Genomic DNA, 17334 nt, shown 5'->3' with positions numbered 1-17334 from the left:
CATTGTCTAAGACTGTCTGAAAAGCAGGTTTTTTAATGGCAATCGTTTTCACAAAGGAGTAGAATATAGTCATCTAAAATATAGCCCTAGGGAGGTTGTTTATGAGATATACAAATGGAAATTTTGAAGCCTTTGCAAGACCTCGAAAACCTGAAGGTGTGGATAAAAAATCCGCTTATATTGTTGGTTCTGGTTTAGCAGGATTAGCTGCCGCTGTCTTTTTAATACGTGACGGTCAAATGGATGGTCAACGTATTCATATTTTTGAAGAACTACCTCTTTCTGGAGGATCACTTGACGGTGTCAAACGACCTGATATCGGTTTTGTAACGCGTGGTGGTCGTGAAATGGAAAATCACTTCGAATGTATGTGGGATATGTACCGTTCCATCCCCTCTCTCGAAGTTCCAGATGCTTCTTATCTAGATGAATTTTATTGGCTTGACAAGGATGATCCCAATTCATCTAACTGTCGCCTCATTCATAAACAGGGGAATCGCTTAGAATCTGATGGTGATTTTACACTCGGAACACATTCCAAAGAGTTAGTTAAGCTAGTCATGGAGACTGAAGAGTCTTTAGGTGCTAAGACGATTGAAGAAGTTTTTTCAAAAGAATTTTTTGAAAGTAATTTTTGGACTTATTGGGCTACTATGTTTGCCTTTGAGAAATGGCATTCAGCGATTGAAATGCGTCGATATGCTATGCGCTTTATCCATCATATTGGTGGTCTGCCTGATTTCACTTCATTAAAATTTAATAAATATAATCAATATGATTCTATGGTGAAACCAATCATCAGTTATTTAGAGTCTCATAATGTAGATGTTCAATTTGATAGCAAGGTAACTAATATCTCCGTAGACTTTAAGAACGGTCAGAAGCTTGCAAAAGCTATTCATCTCACAGTTGGTGGTGAAGCAAAAACAATTGATCTTACTCCAAATGATTTTGTTTTTGTAACGAATGGTTCTATCACTGAAAGTACGAACTATGGTAGTCATGATACTGTAGCTAAACCTAATACCGATTTGGGAGGTTCTTGGAATCTTTGGGAAAACTTAGCTGCTCAATCTGATGAATTTGGACATCCTAAAGTCTTCTACAAAGATATTCCAAAAGAGTCATGGTTTGTTTCTGCTACTGCAACAATAAAAGATCCAGCTATTGAACCTTATATAGAGCGTTTAACACATCGTGACCTCCATGATGGTAAAGTAAATACCGGAGGCATTGTTACAGTTACAGATTCTAATTGGATGATGAGTTTTGCTATCCATCGCCAACCGCATTTCAAAGAGCAAAAGGAAAATGAAACAATTGTTTGGATTTATGGACTCTATTCAAATGTGGAAGGTAATTATATTAAAAAACCAATTGAAGAATGTACTGGTCGAGAAATCACAGAAGAGTGGTTATATCACTTAGGTGTTCCTGAAATGAAGATTCATGATTTATCTGATAAACAATATGTAAGTACAGTTCCTGTTTATATGCCTTACATTACTAGTTATTTCATGCCTCGAGTTAAAGGTGACCGACCAGATGTTATCCCACAAGGATCTGTTAACCTAGCCTTCATTGGTAATTTTGCAGAATCTCCATCCAGAGATACAGTATTTACAACGGAATATTCTATTAGAACTGCTATGGAAGCTGTTTATACTTTCTTAAATATTGAACGTGGTGTTCCAGAAGTCTTTAATTCAGCATTTGATATTCGTGTCTTGTTGCAATCTTTATACTATCTCAATGATAAGAAATCTGTTGAAGATATGGATTTACCAATACCTGCCTTAATGCGTAAAGTAGGCATGAAAAAAATTAGAGGAACTTATTTAGAAGAATTACTTCGAGAAGCTCATCTTTTATAATGTAAAATAAAATCGAGAAAACTTGTTTTTCTCGATTTTTTAGTTTTACAACGACTAAAATCACCAAAGAAAATGAAATTTTGTTATAATGTAGTCACTTACTGTACGAAAAGGAAGAATAATTTGCAAGAATACTCTATCGAAATTACTTTACAACATCCAGATGATATGATGTCACTCTTTGGCAGCAATGAGCGCCATTTAAAATTAATCGAAGAAAATTTAGATGTTATCATTCATGCTAGAACTGAACGTGTTCAGGTATTAGGTGACTCTGAAGAAGCAGTAGAAACCGCTCGGTTAACCATTGAAGCATTATTAGTGCTTGTTAACCGCGGGATGACTGTGAATACTTCAGATGTTGTAACAGCCTTATCCATGGCACAAAATGGTTCAATTGATAAATTCGTTGCCCTTTATGAGGAAGAAATTATTAAGGATAGCTATGGTAAGCCTATCCGTGTTAAGACTTTAGGGCAAAAAATATACGTTGATAGCGTTAAAAATCATGATGTTGTTTTTGGTATTGGGCCTGCTGGAACGGGAAAAACTTTTTTAGCAGTCACTCTAGCAGTAACGGCACTAAAGCGTGGTCAAGTTAAACGAATAATCTTAACGAGACCAGCGGTTGAAGCTGGTGAAAGCCTTGGTTTCTTGCCTGGAGATCTCAAAGAGAAAGTTGATCCTTATTTGAGACCAGTTTATGATGCCCTATATCAAATTTTAGGTAAAGAGCAAACAAGTCGCTTAATGGAGCGTGAAATCATCGAAATTGCTCCATTGGCTTACATGCGTGGTCGTACTTTAGATGATGCATTTGTCATATTAGATGAAGCGCAAAACACCACTATAATGCAAATGAAAATGTTCCTAACACGTCTTGGCTTCAATTCTAAAATGATTGTAAATGGCGATGTTAGCCAAATTGACTTACCAAAGAATGTTAAATCTGGTTTGATTGATGCTGTTGAGAAATTACGAAATATCAAAAAGATTGACTTTATTCATTTATCAGCAAAGGATGTTGTAAGACACCCTGTCGTTGCTGAAATAATAAATGCTTATTCAGATTCAGAAAGTAGTCACAAGCTACAATCTGATAAGGACTGATGTTTGCCACTAGGAGACGTTGTTAGAGAGTGTGTCAATATGTAAAAAACGCCTAATGCTTTAGGCGTTTTTATGATGGTGTACTTCAACTTAACCTATAAAGTGTTGAAAATTTTCTTTAAGCATGACGTCGAGATGCATTATTATATCGTTTAATGTTTCTTTAACAGTGTGTTCGTTGGAGTTGTGATGACATAGTTTAATGATATTTTCTTCGAAATGTTTAGGAAGCAATGTAGCATTCTTCTTAGCATAGGAAATCATTCTTTTTTCGCCAGGATGTGTCAACTTATTAAGTGCAAAAATAATATCAAAGTAGGAATCTAAGAAAGCAGTAGTTCTATGGTGAGTACTAACAAAGTCTTGGCGTTTAAGGGCTTTTATAATTTGTTTATCGTAAGAGGGAAGCTTGCCAGTTAATAAGTTACGATTTTGAATGATAATTTGTTTTTGTAACTGACTGGGATAAGAAACTTCGAATCTCTCTTTGAGTGATTGTAATTGATTTTCAGGATCATAGAGTATTTGGCAATTGATGAGGTTATGCCAAAAACAAGTAGTGTATCCAATTCGAGAATTGTGGTGTTCAACGACATCTTCTAGGTCTGATAAAAAGTTATCTATGTTACGATAGAGAATATCAATATCAGTTCCGTCGTTTAAAGTACCATTATCTTCAAGCTCCCAGTAATGATTGTTAAGTTCAATGTAATGACAGTGCTTGTTAAGGATACGTTTACGACTAGTGATATCAGGAGTTGCTGCACAATAAACATACAAATCATAATCGGAAGATTGGTCAAAACTGTCACCAGAGCGTGAGCCTCCGAGTGCTATAGCAACAACATTTGGAAGTTTAGAGAAATCTTGCCAGAGTTTTGTGAAATGGTCCATAAATGCTCTCCTAAAAATGTAAAATATTGATGTGTCTCCATTCTACAGGGCTATCTCTTTTTAGTCAATAATTAATAGTAAGTTAATAAAAGAGGTAACGGTTCTAATATTCAAGAAGTGTATATGAGTGATTTGAAAAGGAGATATTTTATGCTACAATACGTACATATTAGTTTAAACAAGGTGATAGAATGAAACAAGATTATATTTCCTACATTAGGTCAAAAGTTGGACATGAGACTATCTTTTTAACATATTCTGGTGGTATTTTGACAGATGGTAAGGGACGTGTCTTACTCCAATTAAGAGCTGATAAGAATTCTTGGGGAATTATTGGTGGATGTATGGAGTTAGGTGAGTCATCAGTAGATACATTGAAAAGAGAATTTTTCGAAGAAACTGGATTGAGAGTGGAACCAATCAGACTGTTAAATGTTTATACTAACTTTCAAGACTCTTATCCCAATGGCGATAAAGCACAAACCGTCGGTTTTATTTATGAAGTAAGCTGTCCAAAACCAGTTAATATAGAAGGTTTTCATAATGAGGAAACATTGCAATTGGACTATTTTTCTAAAGAAGACGTCAAAAATATTACGATCGTAAATGAACAACACCAATTAATTTTAGATGAATATTTTTCACAAACATTCCAAATGGGGCGTTAAAAGGATGGGAAATACTAGGTGTGACTTTAAAGAACTTCTAACTTTTATTGATATGTTGTTAGGCATTCTTGTAGAAACAAATGTTAAGAAAATAAGGAGTTCTCATTTGTATATTTTATAATTATTAAAAAGAAAAACAGTAGCTTGCAATAATTTAGTGACTGTTTTTTTAGAAAGCATAAGAAGTACAGAAAAAGAAAATTATGGAATATTTGATGGTGGGGATATGCTTTACTTACGGTATTGGAATGATATACTTAAAGAAATCCAGTTTTAGAAATCCAAATTTCTAAGTAAAATAGCATAAAGGAGAGTAGATGAATGAAGATAACATTACACGGCGTTGCTGAAACGTTATTAATCACCTTATATATTAGGGCTAAAGATGCGATGGCTAAACATCCGATACTTAATGATCAAAAATCCTTAGCAATTGTTGAACAGATAGAATATGATTTTGATAAATTCGATAATTCAGAAGCTTCTTTTTATGCAACATTAGCTAGAATTCGCGTTATGGATAGAGAAATCAAAAAATTTATTAGAGAAAATCCAAATAGTCAAATCCTTTCAATTGGTTGTGGACTTGATACAAGGTTTGAAAGAGTCGATAATGGACAAATTAGGTGGTATAACCTTGATTTGCCAGAGGTTATGGAGATAAGAAAATTATTTTTTGAAGAGCATGAAAGAGTTACTAATATAGCAAAATCAGCCCTAGATGAAACTTGGACACGGGAGGTAAATCCCCAAAATGCCCCTTTTCTAATCGTGTCAGAAGGTGTTTTAATGTTTCTAAAAGAAGATGACGTAGAGACTTTTCTTCATATCCTGACAAATTCATTTAGCCAATTTATGGCACAATTTGATTTGTGTCATAAGGAAATGATTAATAAAGGAAAGCAACATGATACAGTAAAGTATATGGATACAGAATTTCAGTTTGGTATCACAGATGGTCATGAGATTGTGGATTTAGACCCTAAATTAAAGCAAATAAATCTGATTAACTTTACAGATGAGATGAGCAAATTTGAGTTAGGCACACTTCGCTCTTTACTTCCAACAATTCGTAAATTTAATAATTGTTTAGGTGTGTACGAATATAAAGCATCTGAGAAAAAGTAACAAAAATCTATTTATATAAAGAGACATTCTAAATGTAAATTTGTCATAATCGTTATAGCATTTGTAGCTTTGTTTATTTAGGAATTAGTTTTACGTAAGTTAGGCGCTCTAAAGTTTGTATTTTGAAGTAAATACTAATTCATAAGTCAGAATTTTATTGAAATGGATTATAAGTGTGTAATAGTGATTATTAGCTTTCTCTCCCTTTTTTAATACTCTTATGGTATAATGATGTGAAAGAATAGCTTGAAGGAAGGAAGAGAACGCACTTTTATTTTGAGAACTAGTTTTAGATAAAAGTGAAAAACTTAGGAAAGTAGATGTGTCGATTATTTAGAATTATGCATTACACTTTATCTTTTCTAAACGTTTTGGGTCGTTCTTACTATATAAGATGTACGTTGAAATGATTGATGAAACTGGACAAGTTTCAGAAGATATCAAAAAGCAAACTCTTGATTTGTTAGAGTTTGCAGCACAAAAAACAGGTAAAGAGAATAAAGAAATGGCTGTAACGTTTGTCACTAATGAACGTAGCCATGAATTGAATTTAGAGTATCGAGATACCGATCGTCCGACTGATGTTATCAGTTTAGAATATAAGCCTGAGGTTGATATTTCTTTTGATGAAGAAGATCTGGCTGAAAATCCTGAACTTGCTGAGATGCTAGAAGATTTTGATTCTTATATTGGTGAACTTTTTATTTCTATTGATAAAGCTAAAGAACAAGCAGAAGAGTACGGTCACTCTTATGAACGTGAAATGGGTTTTTTAGCTGTACATGGTTTTTTGCATATTAACGGTTATGATCATTATACACCCGAAGAAGAAAAAGAGATGTTCAGCTTACAGGAAGAAATTTTAACTGCTTATGGACTTAAACGACAATAATCAAAAAAAATGGAAAAATCGCACCTTAACATCAAGCATGGAATTTGCTGTTACAGGGATTTTTACAGCTTTTAAAGAAGAAAGAAATATGCGTAAGCATTTGGTTTCTGCCATTTTAGTAATACTTGCTGGTCTTACTTTCCAAGTATCTATGGTGGAGTGGTTATTTCTTTTATTGAGTATTTTTTTGGTAATTACTTTTGAAATTATCAATTCAGCTATTGAAAATGTAGTTGATTTGGCAAGTAATTACCATTTCTCGATGCTGGCTAAAAATGCTAAAGATATGGCAGCAGGAGCGGTTTTAGTTGTTTCCTTATTTGCCGTATTGGTGGGATTGATTATTTTTATACCCAAGATACTTGCTTTACTTTTATGATGAGAAGTATTACGAATAAATTGAATGGAGAAAGAAAAGAAATGACATTTAAGTCAGGATTTGTAGCAATTTTAGGTCGTCCAAATGTTGGAAAATCAACCTTCCTAAACCATGTTATGGGACAAAAAATTGCTATCATGAGTGATAAAGCTCAAACAACACGTAATAAAATTATGGGGATTTATACAACAGAAACTGAGCAAATTGTTTTCATTGATACCCCAGGAATTCATAAACCAAAGACCGCCCTTGGTGATTTTATGGTTGAATCTGCTTATAGTACTTTACGTGAAGTTGAAACAGTTCTTTTCATGGTTCCTGCCGATGAAAAGCGAGGCAAAGGCGATGATATGATTATTGAACGTCTTAAGGCTGCCAAGATTCCTGTTATTTTAGTAATCAACAAAATTGATAAGGTTCATCCAGACCAACTTTTGGAACAGATTGATGACTTCCGTAGTCAAATGGATTTTAAAGAAGTAGTGCCAATTTCTGCCCTTCAAGGAAATAATGTGCCAACCCTAATCAAGTTATTGACTGATAATCTTGAAGAAGGTTTCCAATATTTCCCAGAAGATCAGATTACTGATCATCCGGAACGATTTTTAGTATCAGAAATGGTTCGTGAGAAGGTACTTCATTTAACGCAACAAGAGGTTCCTCACTCAGTAGCTGTTGTTGTCGAATCCATGAAACGTGATGAAGAAACTGATAAAGTGCATATTCGTGCAACTATCATGGTTGAACGTGATAGTCAAAAAGGCATTATCATTGGAAAACAAGGTGCTATGCTCAAGAAAATAGGAAAAATGGCGCGCCGTGATATTGAACTTATGTTAGGTGATAAAGTTTACCTAGAGACTTGGGTAAAAGTCAAGAAAAACTGGCGTGATAAAAAGCTTGATTTAGCTGATTTTGGCTATAATGAAAAAGAGTATTAATGAGTTTATTTTGAGATCCGCAAGTTAGTGGGGAAGAGTTAGATAAGTTCACCGTGAGACTTGATTCGCACAGAAAAAGCAATTCACGAGGATAAAACCAACTAGTCATAATTTTGAGATTATATTCACAAATTAATTAAAGGGAGCCAAACATGCTTGTTGGCCCCTTCTTAAATAAAGGAGAGCACATGACTCAAGATTATATTTGCTACCTATAAAGTAGAGGAGGTGAGGATATGCATAATATATTAAGATTTTTAGGCATTGTTATTATTTCTGCAGTGATTCTATTTAGTATAGGTAGTTTCTACGATTTAACATTAATGAAAAATATACTACTTATCTGTTGGAGTTTTCTCTTTGATCTATTGGTTTTTGTCTTCAAACAAAGACAAACGACAGAAGTACTCACATGGTATCAAGTTGTTAAGCAATTTTGGTTATTTATTAAGTGTACTATTCTTATTCCTATCTTAGTTGCTTTTATTATAATGAAAGGATGTTTGACAAGTATATCAGATATATTAATTTACTTTTATTTACACCTTGTCGTTGTTTATTATACGATAGGAATGATTTTATCATTAGGTCGTATCATTTCTCCTGAACACTCTATGTTTAATAAACTTAGAAAGTGAAATGAATTATATTTAAAATTTGTTTTCAACAGAGCGGATTTGACCATCTGTTGTTTGCCATGCCTTTCATAATTTTTCAGTAATTATGATAGTTGTTCTGTTCTCCCAATCATAAAACTTTAAATAAGATTCTATTAGTTCTTGCCTCACTCTCCTTAAGTTTTTGGTAAAAATCGAAAAGTTACCAGACTTTAAAGGGGAGTTTTTTATTTGTCAACAGTTAGTAGAAAAACGATATATTGCTCCATTTAGATTAATTATGGAGATAACCAAATAATAGCTTGTGATAAGAAGATACCTTTGAAGTTTCAGAAACAATCTGTTTTCCATCCTGCTATATTCATCTTTGCCAAAGTTGCAACAACACAATAATAACAATTGCTTGGGCATTGGGTGATTAGTTTACTATCAATAGGGTTAGAGTGGAGTTGGAGTATATGGATTGGCATTAATCTTATAATGATGATTCTGTTGAGTTATGTGCTAACAAAAACTGAGCCAATCAGTAACTACCAAGAGTCATCATCTAACCTCAAAAAATGGCTATTTGCAATAGGTGCTTTTAGCGTTTTATTTTGCTGGGCACTACTAGTAAAAACATTTTTCCCAATAAGGCAAAACCAGGAGGGATTAATAGCTGATATGAATCAGGTCAATCACTACTTTCGAGTTGTCTTATTATTGACTATCTGTCTTATTGCCCCAATTTAAGAAGAGATAACGTTCAGGTTGTTTGTCATGAGAACATTTGGGAACTCCCTGAGTGGTCCCTTGGTTGTGATCTTATCTTCTATACTATTTAGCTGGTCTCACTTACATGGTCTATCTGTCGTCGACTTTGTTGTCTATTTTGGTATGGGTTTGATTTTCGCTAGTTTGCACCACTATACAAAATCCATTCATTATTCGATTGGCGAGCATATTGTTTGGAATAGTTTGTCATATATTTTTTATTTTCTAACATTTTTGCTTGATTTACTCTAAGTAATAAGATTGAGAGACTAATCACATTACTAAGACATTTTTGTCAGTTTAAAAGAGCTTTTTGGCTCTTTTGTTATTCGTTTTTTTAATGAATAAAATGTTATTATTTTATTGTTAACTAAATAAAGTTCGTAACTTTATATGATTTATATAGAATTACGAGTTTTTTGTTAGATAAATATGAGAAAATATAGTATGACGAATTCCTAAATAAAAAATAATGAAAGGAACATGATGTTAAAAGATGTTAATGTTGGAATGAGTCATTTATTAGTTAGAGGTGCTATTATTCTAGTAGTAGGGATTGTTTTTCTGTTGCAACAGATTCAGTAAGTACTTCAAGTGGGAGCTTTGGAATAGGTTATCGAGAAGAAAAGACCCAGACGTTCTCTTTGGATCAGCTGTCCCAAGTGATTTTGTATTGCGGGGAGCCCAATACTGTTAGATTTACTTATACAAATAGCTTCTATATGATGAAAGATATTTATATCGCTCTGGATGGTGCTGGTAGCTCTTTGACCACTCATGATCATGCTGTTCCTAATGATTAAACCAGATTATATAAGGTATTTCAAAGTCATTGACGATATGCATGATACCATGTACCAACAGACTGTTTTTCATGTTCAACTGCAAGCTTGGAAATACACCATGAAATCGATTGATCAATTAGTTGTAGATGATTTGAATCATATCAGTAATGAGAAAACCACTTTGGTTAAATAAAAAGGAACACTGTCAAAAATGGCAGTGTTCCTTTTTATTTTAGGAGAGAGCTAAGATTGGTCATCTAATGGGATTTCCACATGTTCAACTGTCATAGTAATGACAGGTTTGATAACACAATCTCTGTCTTTAGGGATAGTCTCCTGTTGCAGAGGCGCCTCATCGCTCCAAATTTTCTTGTCAGAACAATTGGAATGTAGATAATTTGAATCAGTCTTTTTAGACATTTCATATCCTTTCCAGGCTCAATACAATTTTTGAGTTATGCACCTTGATGGCGATCAGCTGGAATATCTTTAGCTAATGCATTGTATTGACTATCCAAAAGATGATCAGCATCCATTATTGTTTTACCAACAAGGAAATATTTATTGCTTTTTATATTATTATCCCATGTTGTATCAACATAATATTTAACGCCATTAATAGTAACAATGTTCCAAGCGTGATTTCCACCTCCAGCTTGACCAGTTACATACCATACTGATAAGCCAGCAGTAGCAGCCATATCTTTAAACATTACTGCAAAGGCTTGACAAACACCACGTTTATCTTTGTAGAGTGCTTCAGGAGCATGGATACTGATACCACTAGCAGTTTCACGAGTGGTTGCCAGTTCTTCAGTCGCGTAAGTGTAATTATTAACCAAGTGGTCATGAATTACTTTAGCTTTTTCATAATCACTTGTGATATTTTTGTTAGTAATATTTTCTTTGACAAAAGAATCTACAAACTGTTTATATTCTTTATGTAATCCTACCATGTCACCTTTAAGAGTATAGGTGATTGTGATGTCGCTTTTTACAATAATGCGTTGGATTTGTCCACCAAGAGTATAAGTGCTAATGTTACTTTTGGCATTGAATTCAGTTGCTGTTCCAAGTGTATCTCCAATTTCCCGGATGATGCTTCCGAGATTTTTTTGGTATTCGTCAACTTGTTCTTGAGTTTTAAACTCCATTTGAACACTGATGTGTGGTACTTGGTTGCTAATATTATTTCGTAAAACTTCTTTTAAACTATCGTAATCGGCAATATTAGCTGACTCAGGCTGTGATGCCTTTGCATCAGAGGTAGCCTGTTTTTCCTCACTCTTAGTTACTTCTTGTTTATTGCCTGACGCTTCTGATTGAGTAGTTTTTTCTTCTACTTTGTTTGCAGGAACAGAAGTATTTTCGCTAACTTTGAGAGTAGCAAGTTTAGAAGTCTCAGTTTCAATAGCCGCTGTTGATAGGGCATCTACTTCTTGTTGAAGGATTGCCATAGCAGCTTTGTAATTATTAACTTCAGCTACAAGAGGTTCAATTTGATTTCTGAGTGAATGAAATAAATTTTCAGCTTCTTGTATAGAATTCACAGAGTTGTAGTTTACAGTTGCTAAAATAGCTTGAATTTTGTTAACAACCTGATTACGTTGCCCCACGAGCTGAGCTGCTTTATTTTGACTTGTCTGAAGCTTATTATGATTTTGGTCAATCAGATTTTGAACAGTTTGGTTAATGACATTACGTTGATTAACGATAGCATTATAGTTACTGGGAGAGAGATGACCAGCTTTCACCTGGTTAAATAATTGCTCATCTTTTTGTTTAAATAATGTTATAGCTCTATTTAACTGTTCAATAGTTGGATTAGCATTTAGTTGAGTGAATGAGTTGACATTATCAACAACAAATTGATTGAGCAAACGATGTTGTTCCTTGATGTAACTAATAAGCTGCTCTTCATTATTTTGCTTACTGATATAGTGATACTCACTGGTGGTGTCATCAGCTTTAACCTCATAGTTAATAGTTGATAGTGAACTGATAATTAAAGCTGCGGCAAGGCCACTAATAATTTTTTTAATCTTCATTAGTTCTCCTGTTATAAACTAAATAAAATGGGATTCCATAACAACCATTTGTGGGGAGTTTTATCCACCAACGATAATTAGGATATCCATGATTAATGTGAACAACAAAGCTTTGTTAATTTTTTTCATGACTATCTCCTTTCTGATTTTCTATTTTGTACTTGTATTATATAATGGATTTAAAGGGTCTTTTAAATTGTTGTGAAAGTGGGAAAAATGGAAAAAGAATTAGGAAAAACACTAAGAAGATTACGTAAAGGAAAAAAAGTTAGTATTTCTTCTTTAGCAGATGAGCACCTATCCAAGTCACAAATCTCAAGGTTTGAGAGAGGAGAGTCAGAAATTACTTGTAGTCGTTTGCTTAATATTTTAGACAAACTCAACATCACTATTGATGAATTTGTGTCGATTCATTCTAAGGCGCACACTCATTTTTTTATCCTTTTAAATCGAGTAAGAAAATATTGTGCTGAAAAAAATGTAACTAAATTAGTGGCTCTCTTAGAGGATCATAACCATAAAGACTATGAAAAGATTATGATTAAGGCTCTTATTTTTTCAATTGATCAATCAATAGAGCCTAATCAAGAAGAATTAGCACGCTTAACAGACTATCTTTTTACGGTGGAGCAGTGGGGATATTATGAAATTATTCTCTTAGGAAATTGCTCACGTCTCATTAATTACAATACTTTATTTTTATTGACCAAAGAAATGGTTAATTCGTTTGCTTATTCAGAACAAAATAAAACCAATAAAATCCTAGTTACACAATTAGCAATTAATTGTCTAATCATCAGCATTGATCACTCTTACTTTGAGCATAGCCACTACTTAATTGATAAGGTTAGATCATTGTTACAGGATGAAGTTAATTTCTATGAAAAAACTGTTTTCTTATATGTAACTGGATACTATCATTTAAAACTTGGTGATACTTCTTCAGGAAAAGAAGATATGAGGAAAGCTTTACAGATTTTTAAATATTTAGGTGAAGATTCATTTTACAATACTTATAATGAACATTATTGTCAAAAAGTACTTGGCAATAATAAAGAATGCTAATGAGTGCAAGTTTATGAGTAATTTTTAAAGCTTTTGTCTCAAAATGATAATAAGAAAGGAAAATAGAAATCGAATGGTCAGGTGACATCAAGAACGTTTGGAAATTATTGCTCTAAGCAATGACTATTGATTTTTAGACTATATATTTATGCCAGAATTACCAGAAGTAGAAACCGTTAGAAAAGGACTAGAAAGACTTGTAGTTAATCAAGAAATAGCTTCTATAACGATTAAAGTCCCTAAAATGGTGAAAACTGATTTGAATGACTTTATGATAAGTCTACCAGGAAAAACAATTCAACAGGTATTGAGACGAGGGAAGTATCTTCTTTTTGATTTTGGTGAAATGGTTATGGTATCACATTTACGCATGGAAGGAAAATATCTACTCTTCCCAAATAAAGTACCAGATAACAAACATTTTCACCTTTATTTCAAATTGACTAATGGCAGCACATTGGTTTACCAAGATGTCCGTAAATTTGGGACATTTGAGTTGGTTCGTAAATCATCTCTCAAAGATTATTTTACTCAAAAAAAATTAGGTCCTGAGCCAACTGCTGACACATTTCAATTTGAGCCTTTTTCAAAAGGCTTAGCAAACTCCAAAAAGCCAATAAAACCTTTACTATTAGATCAGAGATTAGTAGCAGGACTTGGAAATATTTACGTAGATGAAGTCTTGTGGGCAGCAAAAATTCACCCACAGCGTTTGGCTAATCAATTGACCGAATCTGAAACAAGCTTATTACACAAGGAAATTATTCGCATTTTAACTTTAGGCATCGAAAAAGGTGGCTCCACGATTAGAACATATAAGAATGCTCTTGGAGAGGACGGTACGATGCAAAAGTATTTACAGGTCTATGGTAAAACTGGGCAACCGTGTCCAAGGTGTGGTTGTTTAATTAAGAAGATAAAAGTAGGAGGGAGAGGGACGCATTATTGCCCTCGGTGTCAATGCTTATGACAAAAATAATAGGACTGACAGGAGGGATAGCTTCTGGAAAGTCAACGGTAACAAAAATAATACGAGAATCAGGTTTTAAAGTCATAGATGCGGATCAAGTGGTTCATAAATTGCAAGCTAAGGGTGGGAAACTTTACCAAGCTTTATTAGAATGGTTGGGTCCCGAGATACTTGATGCTGATGGTGAGTTGGATAGACCAAAGCTTTCTCAAATGATTTTTGCTAATCCAGACAATATGAAGACATCAGCTAGGCTACAAAATAGTATCATTCGTCAAGAGTTAGCATGTCAGCGCGACCAATTAAAACAAACAGAAGAGATATTTTTCATGGATATTCCTTTATTGATTGAAGAAAAGTATATAAAATGGTTTGATGAGATTTGGTTGGTATTTGTTGATAAAGAAAAACAATTACAACGATTAATGGCCCGTAACAACTACAGTCGAGAAGAAGCAGAATTACGACTTTCACACCAAATGCCTTTAACAGATAAAAAAAGTTTCGCTAGTCTTATTATTGACAATAATGGTGATTTAATAACTTTAAAAGAGCAAATATTGGATGCTCTTCAACGTTTATAGAACTACTAAATGGATAATGTATTTATCCATTTTTTGTCTTTATTACACTAGTTTTAAAAAACTTGCGATTAAACCACAGTAATAGTACAATGATATAAAAGGTTTACTTTCAAAGGAGTTTTTATGGAGTTAGTAATTAGAGATATTCGTAAGCGGTTTCAGGAAACAGAGGTCTTGAGAGGAGCAAGTTACCGATTTTATTCAGGTAAAATAACAGGGGTCTTAGGTAGGAATGGTGCTGGGAAAACAACTTTATTTAATATACTTTATGGGGATCTTGCAGCTGACAACGGGACCATTTGTTTATTGAAGGATAATCACGAGTATCCTCTTACCGATAAGGATATTGGTATTGTTTATTCCGAAAACTACCTTCCAGAATTTTTAACAGGGTATGAATTTGTAAAATTTTACATGGATTTACATCCTTCAGATGATTTAATGACAATAGATGATTATTTAGATTTTATGGAAATAGGACAAACAGAGCGTCATAGAATTATCAAAGGATATTCTGATGGAATGAAGAGTAAGCTCTCATTAATTTGCCTGATGATTTCTAAGCCAAAAGTAATTTTACTAGATGAGCCACTGACTGCAGTTGATGTTGTATCAAGTATTGCAATAAAACGCCTTTTGTTGGAATTAAGTGAGGATCATATTATTATATTATCAACTCATATAATGGCCTTAGCAGAAGATCTATGTGATATTGTGGCTGTATTAGACAAAGGAAAACTCCAAACATTAGATATTGATCGTAAACATGAACAATTCGAAGAGCGTCTTCTTCAAGTGTTGAAGGGAGATGAATATGACAAGTAAAGCATTAATATGGTCTATATTACAGATTGATAGTGCTAGAGCTTATAATAGTTTTTTATATTACCTTCAGAAAATCCCCTGGTTGGGAAGAAAAATCCCTAACCGATGGTTTAAAACCGATGATATAAAAGGTGTAGTACTATTTATTCGTATCATTTTCTTTTTCTTAAGAGGTTTTGGTCGTTCCATAGGTTACGTACTATATTGTTATGTTTTATCATTTTTTGTTAGAAGTGGCATGAAGCAGTTAAATATTTTACCGCAAGAAGGTTTTACCCTAACTTTAACATTGATGGTGATTACCTCTCTTTTAATTGTCATAAATTTCTATATAAAACTTATAGAACCTAATGATATGCAACAAACTCATATGATTCGCCTTTTCAGAATTGAGCCATCGAGGTATTTCCAATCCGCTGAACTTTTAGAAGCCAGTAGTGAACTATTTTTTAGAAGTTTGAGCTTTGGCATATTTTTCCATTTAAATCACTTTGCTTTTTGGCATGGTTTGACTTTTGCTTTATTTTTAGCAGGTAGTCGCCTTGGAATCAAGGTGCTCTGTTTACCTTTATATGGTAGAGGTAAAGACCAAGAGAATCCAGAGTCTTTACTAAATATTTTATTTTACTTAGGGATTGGTATAGGAGTCTTCCTTTCTCTCTTTTTCCTTCTTCTTGGCAAACAGTTCTCTCCATATCCATTTTTTTCATGGTACACCGGTATTGCAGGACTTATCATATGGTTAGTTAGTTACTATCGATTAAAAACTTATTCTAAACTTAACCACTTGACCTACCTTACCCTAACGCATGAGACGATGAAGGAGAAAATTGCAAAGATTGATAATATAGAGCTGCTTGGGATTGAAATGAAAGATAGGGATATAAATGTCAGTGAACTTTCTCCCCTGCTATTTGAAAATTTATCAGGTATTTCATATTTAAACGCTATCTTTTTAAAACGGATGAGTATATACTTGCAAAGGAAAATTTTGGTACGTTTAGCTGTTTTAAGTGTTCTGTTTGGAATAGAACTCCTTTTCCTGCTATTTTTTAAAGAAAAGATAAATATTCCGATGAATGAGCATAGTTTTTCAAAATTCCTATTTTTGAGTGCAGTTCCAGGATATCTAATATATATCGGTGAATCCTATTCAAAATTTTGTTTCTATCATTTGGATCGTCCATTATTAAGATATAATTTCTATCGTGAAAGAGAAAATATCTTAGCAACCTTAAAAATACGTTTCCTTTATAGTATAAAACTTAATTTCCCCATTTTTGTAGCTTTAAACATATGTTTTGGAACCTATTATTTTAATTTTTTCACCCCTAAGATTGATCAGATTATCATATTAGTAATTACACAAGCTATATCAATGATTTTATTTAGTTTTTACTTTTTGTATCTTTATTTCTTCTTACAGCCTTTTACAGAAGGATTAAAATCAAAGAGTGCTATGTATAATATTTTAACCTTTATTATATACTATATGGGATATAAGCTATTTACCTTTACTAAATCTATAACGATGCCAATATTATTAGTAAGCCTAGGAATTATAGTTGTTATTTTAATTATTGGCTATTTAGCAGTTGTAGTATTTGCTCCAAAAACTTTCCGTTTAAAAAGTTAATTTTAATTGTGGTATAATAACAGAGGCATGTGATAACATAGGTTTAGTTACATAAAGGAAATTATAATGGAAATAACATCTCAAATAGATGTTAAATCTCAATAAAACTGCTAAGATAGTTAGTGGTAGAAAAGTTTAGAAAGAAGATGATGTTTTATCTCAGTT

The 17334-nt window shown here is 33.2% G+C and carries 21 protein-coding genes; 16 read left to right on the top strand and 5 right to left on the bottom strand.

The annotated features are described in order from the left end of the window. Positions 1-101: 101 nt before the first annotated feature. On the top strand, positions 102-1874 hold the full coding sequence (locus EGX96_RS01710) for an oleate hydratase (RefSeq protein WP_001270884.1): 1773 nt from the start codon (positions 102-104) through the stop codon (positions 1872-1874). Between the two features lie 123 nt (positions 1875-1997). Beyond that, positions 1998-2984 (top strand): PhoH family protein, encoded by a 987-nt coding sequence (locus tag EGX96_RS01705; RefSeq protein WP_001158916.1) that lies wholly within the window; start codon positions 1998-2000, stop codon positions 2982-2984. A 90-nt stretch (positions 2985-3074) separates the two neighbouring features. Here the strand turns inward: EGX96_RS01705 and EGX96_RS01700 are convergent, their stop codons facing one another. Beyond that, on the bottom strand, positions 3075-3878 hold the full coding sequence (locus tag EGX96_RS01700) for a DUF4037 domain-containing protein (RefSeq protein WP_000349559.1): 804 nt from the start codon (positions 3876-3878) through the stop codon (positions 3075-3077). Positions 3879-4069: 191 nt separating this feature from the next. On the opposite strand from EGX96_RS01700, the gene EGX96_RS01695 reads away from it, so the two are divergent. From EGX96_RS01695 to EGX96_RS01645, 8 genes are all read left to right on the top strand, one after another. Beyond that, a complete protein-coding gene (locus EGX96_RS01695) occupies positions 4070-4546 on the top strand; it encodes an NUDIX hydrolase (protein WP_000806807.1) in 477 nt (158 codons plus the stop codon). Between the two features lie 321 nt (positions 4547-4867). Continuing rightward, positions 4868-5674, top strand: a complete 807-nt coding sequence (locus EGX96_RS01680) for a class I SAM-dependent methyltransferase (protein ID WP_000705140.1) — start codon at positions 4868-4870, stop codon at positions 5672-5674. Between the two features lie 394 nt (positions 5675-6068). Further along, on the top strand, positions 6069-6566 hold the full coding sequence (gene ybeY / locus EGX96_RS01675) for an rRNA maturation RNase YbeY (protein ID WP_001867191.1): 498 nt from the start codon (positions 6069-6071) through the stop codon (positions 6564-6566). Then, positions 6547-6945 carry a diacylglycerol kinase gene (dagK, locus tag EGX96_RS01670; protein WP_000365222.1) on the top strand — a complete coding sequence of 133 codons (399 nt, stop codon included), beginning with the start codon at positions 6547-6549 and terminating at the stop codon, positions 6943-6945. The genes ybeY and dagK overlap by 20 nt, the downstream gene beginning before the upstream one ends. A 41-nt stretch (positions 6946-6986) precedes the next feature. Beyond that, positions 6987-7886, top strand: a complete 900-nt coding sequence (era, locus tag EGX96_RS01665; RefSeq protein ID WP_000143288.1) for a GTPase Era — start codon at positions 6987-6989, stop codon at positions 7884-7886. Positions 7887-8122: 236 nt separating this feature from the next. Further along, complete coding sequence (locus EGX96_RS01660; RefSeq protein WP_000551536.1) at positions 8123-8524, top strand: hypothetical protein; 402 nt, start codon at positions 8123-8125, stop codon at positions 8522-8524. Between the two features lie 459 nt (positions 8525-8983). Beyond that, positions 8984-9235, top strand: coding sequence for a hypothetical protein (locus EGX96_RS01650; protein WP_000973012.1), 252 nt, complete (start codon positions 8984-8986; stop codon positions 9233-9235). 27 nt (positions 9236-9262) lie between these two features. After that, entirely contained in the window at positions 9263-9508 is a 246-nt protein-coding gene (locus tag EGX96_RS01645; RefSeq protein ID WP_011058359.1) for a CPBP family intramembrane glutamic endopeptidase, read from the top strand. 338 nt (positions 9509-9846) lie between these two features. Here EGX96_RS01645 and EGX96_RS01635 read toward each other — a convergent pair whose 3' ends face one another. Continuing rightward, on the bottom strand, positions 9847-10041 hold the full coding sequence (locus EGX96_RS01635; RefSeq protein ID WP_000606014.1) for a hypothetical protein: 195 nt from the start codon (positions 10039-10041) through the stop codon (positions 9847-9849). Here EGX96_RS01635 and EGX96_RS01630 point away from each other — a divergent pair. Beyond that, positions 10040-10234: a hypothetical protein gene (locus EGX96_RS01630; protein ID WP_001876109.1), complete on the top strand. Its 195-nt coding sequence runs from the start codon at positions 10040-10042 to the stop codon at positions 10232-10234. The two genes, EGX96_RS01635 and EGX96_RS01630, sit on opposite strands and share 2 nt — an antisense overlap. 50 nt (positions 10235-10284) lie before the next feature. Here EGX96_RS01630 and EGX96_RS01625 read toward each other — a convergent pair whose 3' ends face one another. Genes EGX96_RS01625 through shp2 form a run of 3 tightly spaced genes read right to left on the bottom strand, consistent with a single transcriptional unit; the run spans position 10285 to position 12218 of the window. Then, positions 10285-10461: a hypothetical protein gene (locus EGX96_RS01625; protein ID WP_000039430.1), complete on the bottom strand. Its 177-nt coding sequence runs from the start codon at positions 10459-10461 to the stop codon at positions 10285-10287. Positions 10462-10496: 35 nt separating this feature from the next. Beyond that, positions 10497-12089, bottom strand: a complete 1593-nt coding sequence (locus EGX96_RS01620; protein WP_000694240.1) for a transglutaminase domain-containing protein — start codon at positions 12087-12089, stop codon at positions 10497-10499. A 60-nt stretch (positions 12090-12149) separates the two neighbouring features. Further along, entirely contained in the window at positions 12150-12218 is a 69-nt protein-coding gene (gene shp2, locus EGX96_RS11065; RefSeq protein ID WP_132833258.1) for a peptide pheromone SHP2, read from the bottom strand. An 87-nt stretch (positions 12219-12305) separates the two neighbouring features. On the opposite strand from shp2, the gene rgg2 reads away from it, so the two are divergent. The 5 genes from rgg2 to EGX96_RS01595 all read left to right on the top strand — a co-directional run bounded on the left by rgg2 (position 12306) and on the right by EGX96_RS01595 (position 17169). Beyond that, positions 12306-13154, top strand: coding sequence for a quorum-sensing system transcriptional regulator Rgg2 (rgg2, locus tag EGX96_RS01615; RefSeq protein WP_000410032.1), 849 nt, complete (start codon positions 12306-12308; stop codon positions 13152-13154). Between the two features lie 148 nt (positions 13155-13302). After that, positions 13303-14124 carry a DNA-formamidopyrimidine glycosylase gene (mutM, locus tag EGX96_RS01610; RefSeq protein ID WP_001114602.1) on the top strand — a complete coding sequence of 274 codons (822 nt, stop codon included), beginning with the start codon at positions 13303-13305 and terminating at the stop codon, positions 14122-14124. After that, the gene (coaE, locus tag EGX96_RS01605; RefSeq protein ID WP_000930246.1) at positions 14115-14708 is read left to right on the top strand and encodes a dephospho-CoA kinase; all 594 of its coding nucleotides are present in this window, start codon (positions 14115-14117) and stop codon (positions 14706-14708) included. The genes mutM and coaE overlap by 10 nt, the downstream gene beginning before the upstream one ends. A 123-nt stretch (positions 14709-14831) precedes the next feature. Next, entirely contained in the window at positions 14832-15533 is a 702-nt protein-coding gene (locus EGX96_RS01600) for an ABC transporter ATP-binding protein (protein ID WP_000424353.1), read from the top strand. Next, on the top strand, positions 15523-17169 hold the full coding sequence (locus tag EGX96_RS01595) for a hypothetical protein (protein WP_000200922.1): 1647 nt from the start codon (positions 15523-15525) through the stop codon (positions 17167-17169). The genes EGX96_RS01600 and EGX96_RS01595 overlap by 11 nt, the downstream gene beginning before the upstream one ends. Positions 17170-17334 lie beyond the last annotated feature (165 nt).

Origin of the sequence: Streptococcus sp. FDAARGOS_520 (assembly GCF_003812685.1) — a bacterium.
In the GTDB taxonomy this organism is placed as follows: Bacteria; Bacillota; Bacilli; order Lactobacillales; family Streptococcaceae; genus Streptococcus; species Streptococcus agalactiae.
The sequence above is the reverse complement of the archived record's forward strand: the minus strand, read 5'-3'. Positions and strand labels throughout refer to the sequence as shown.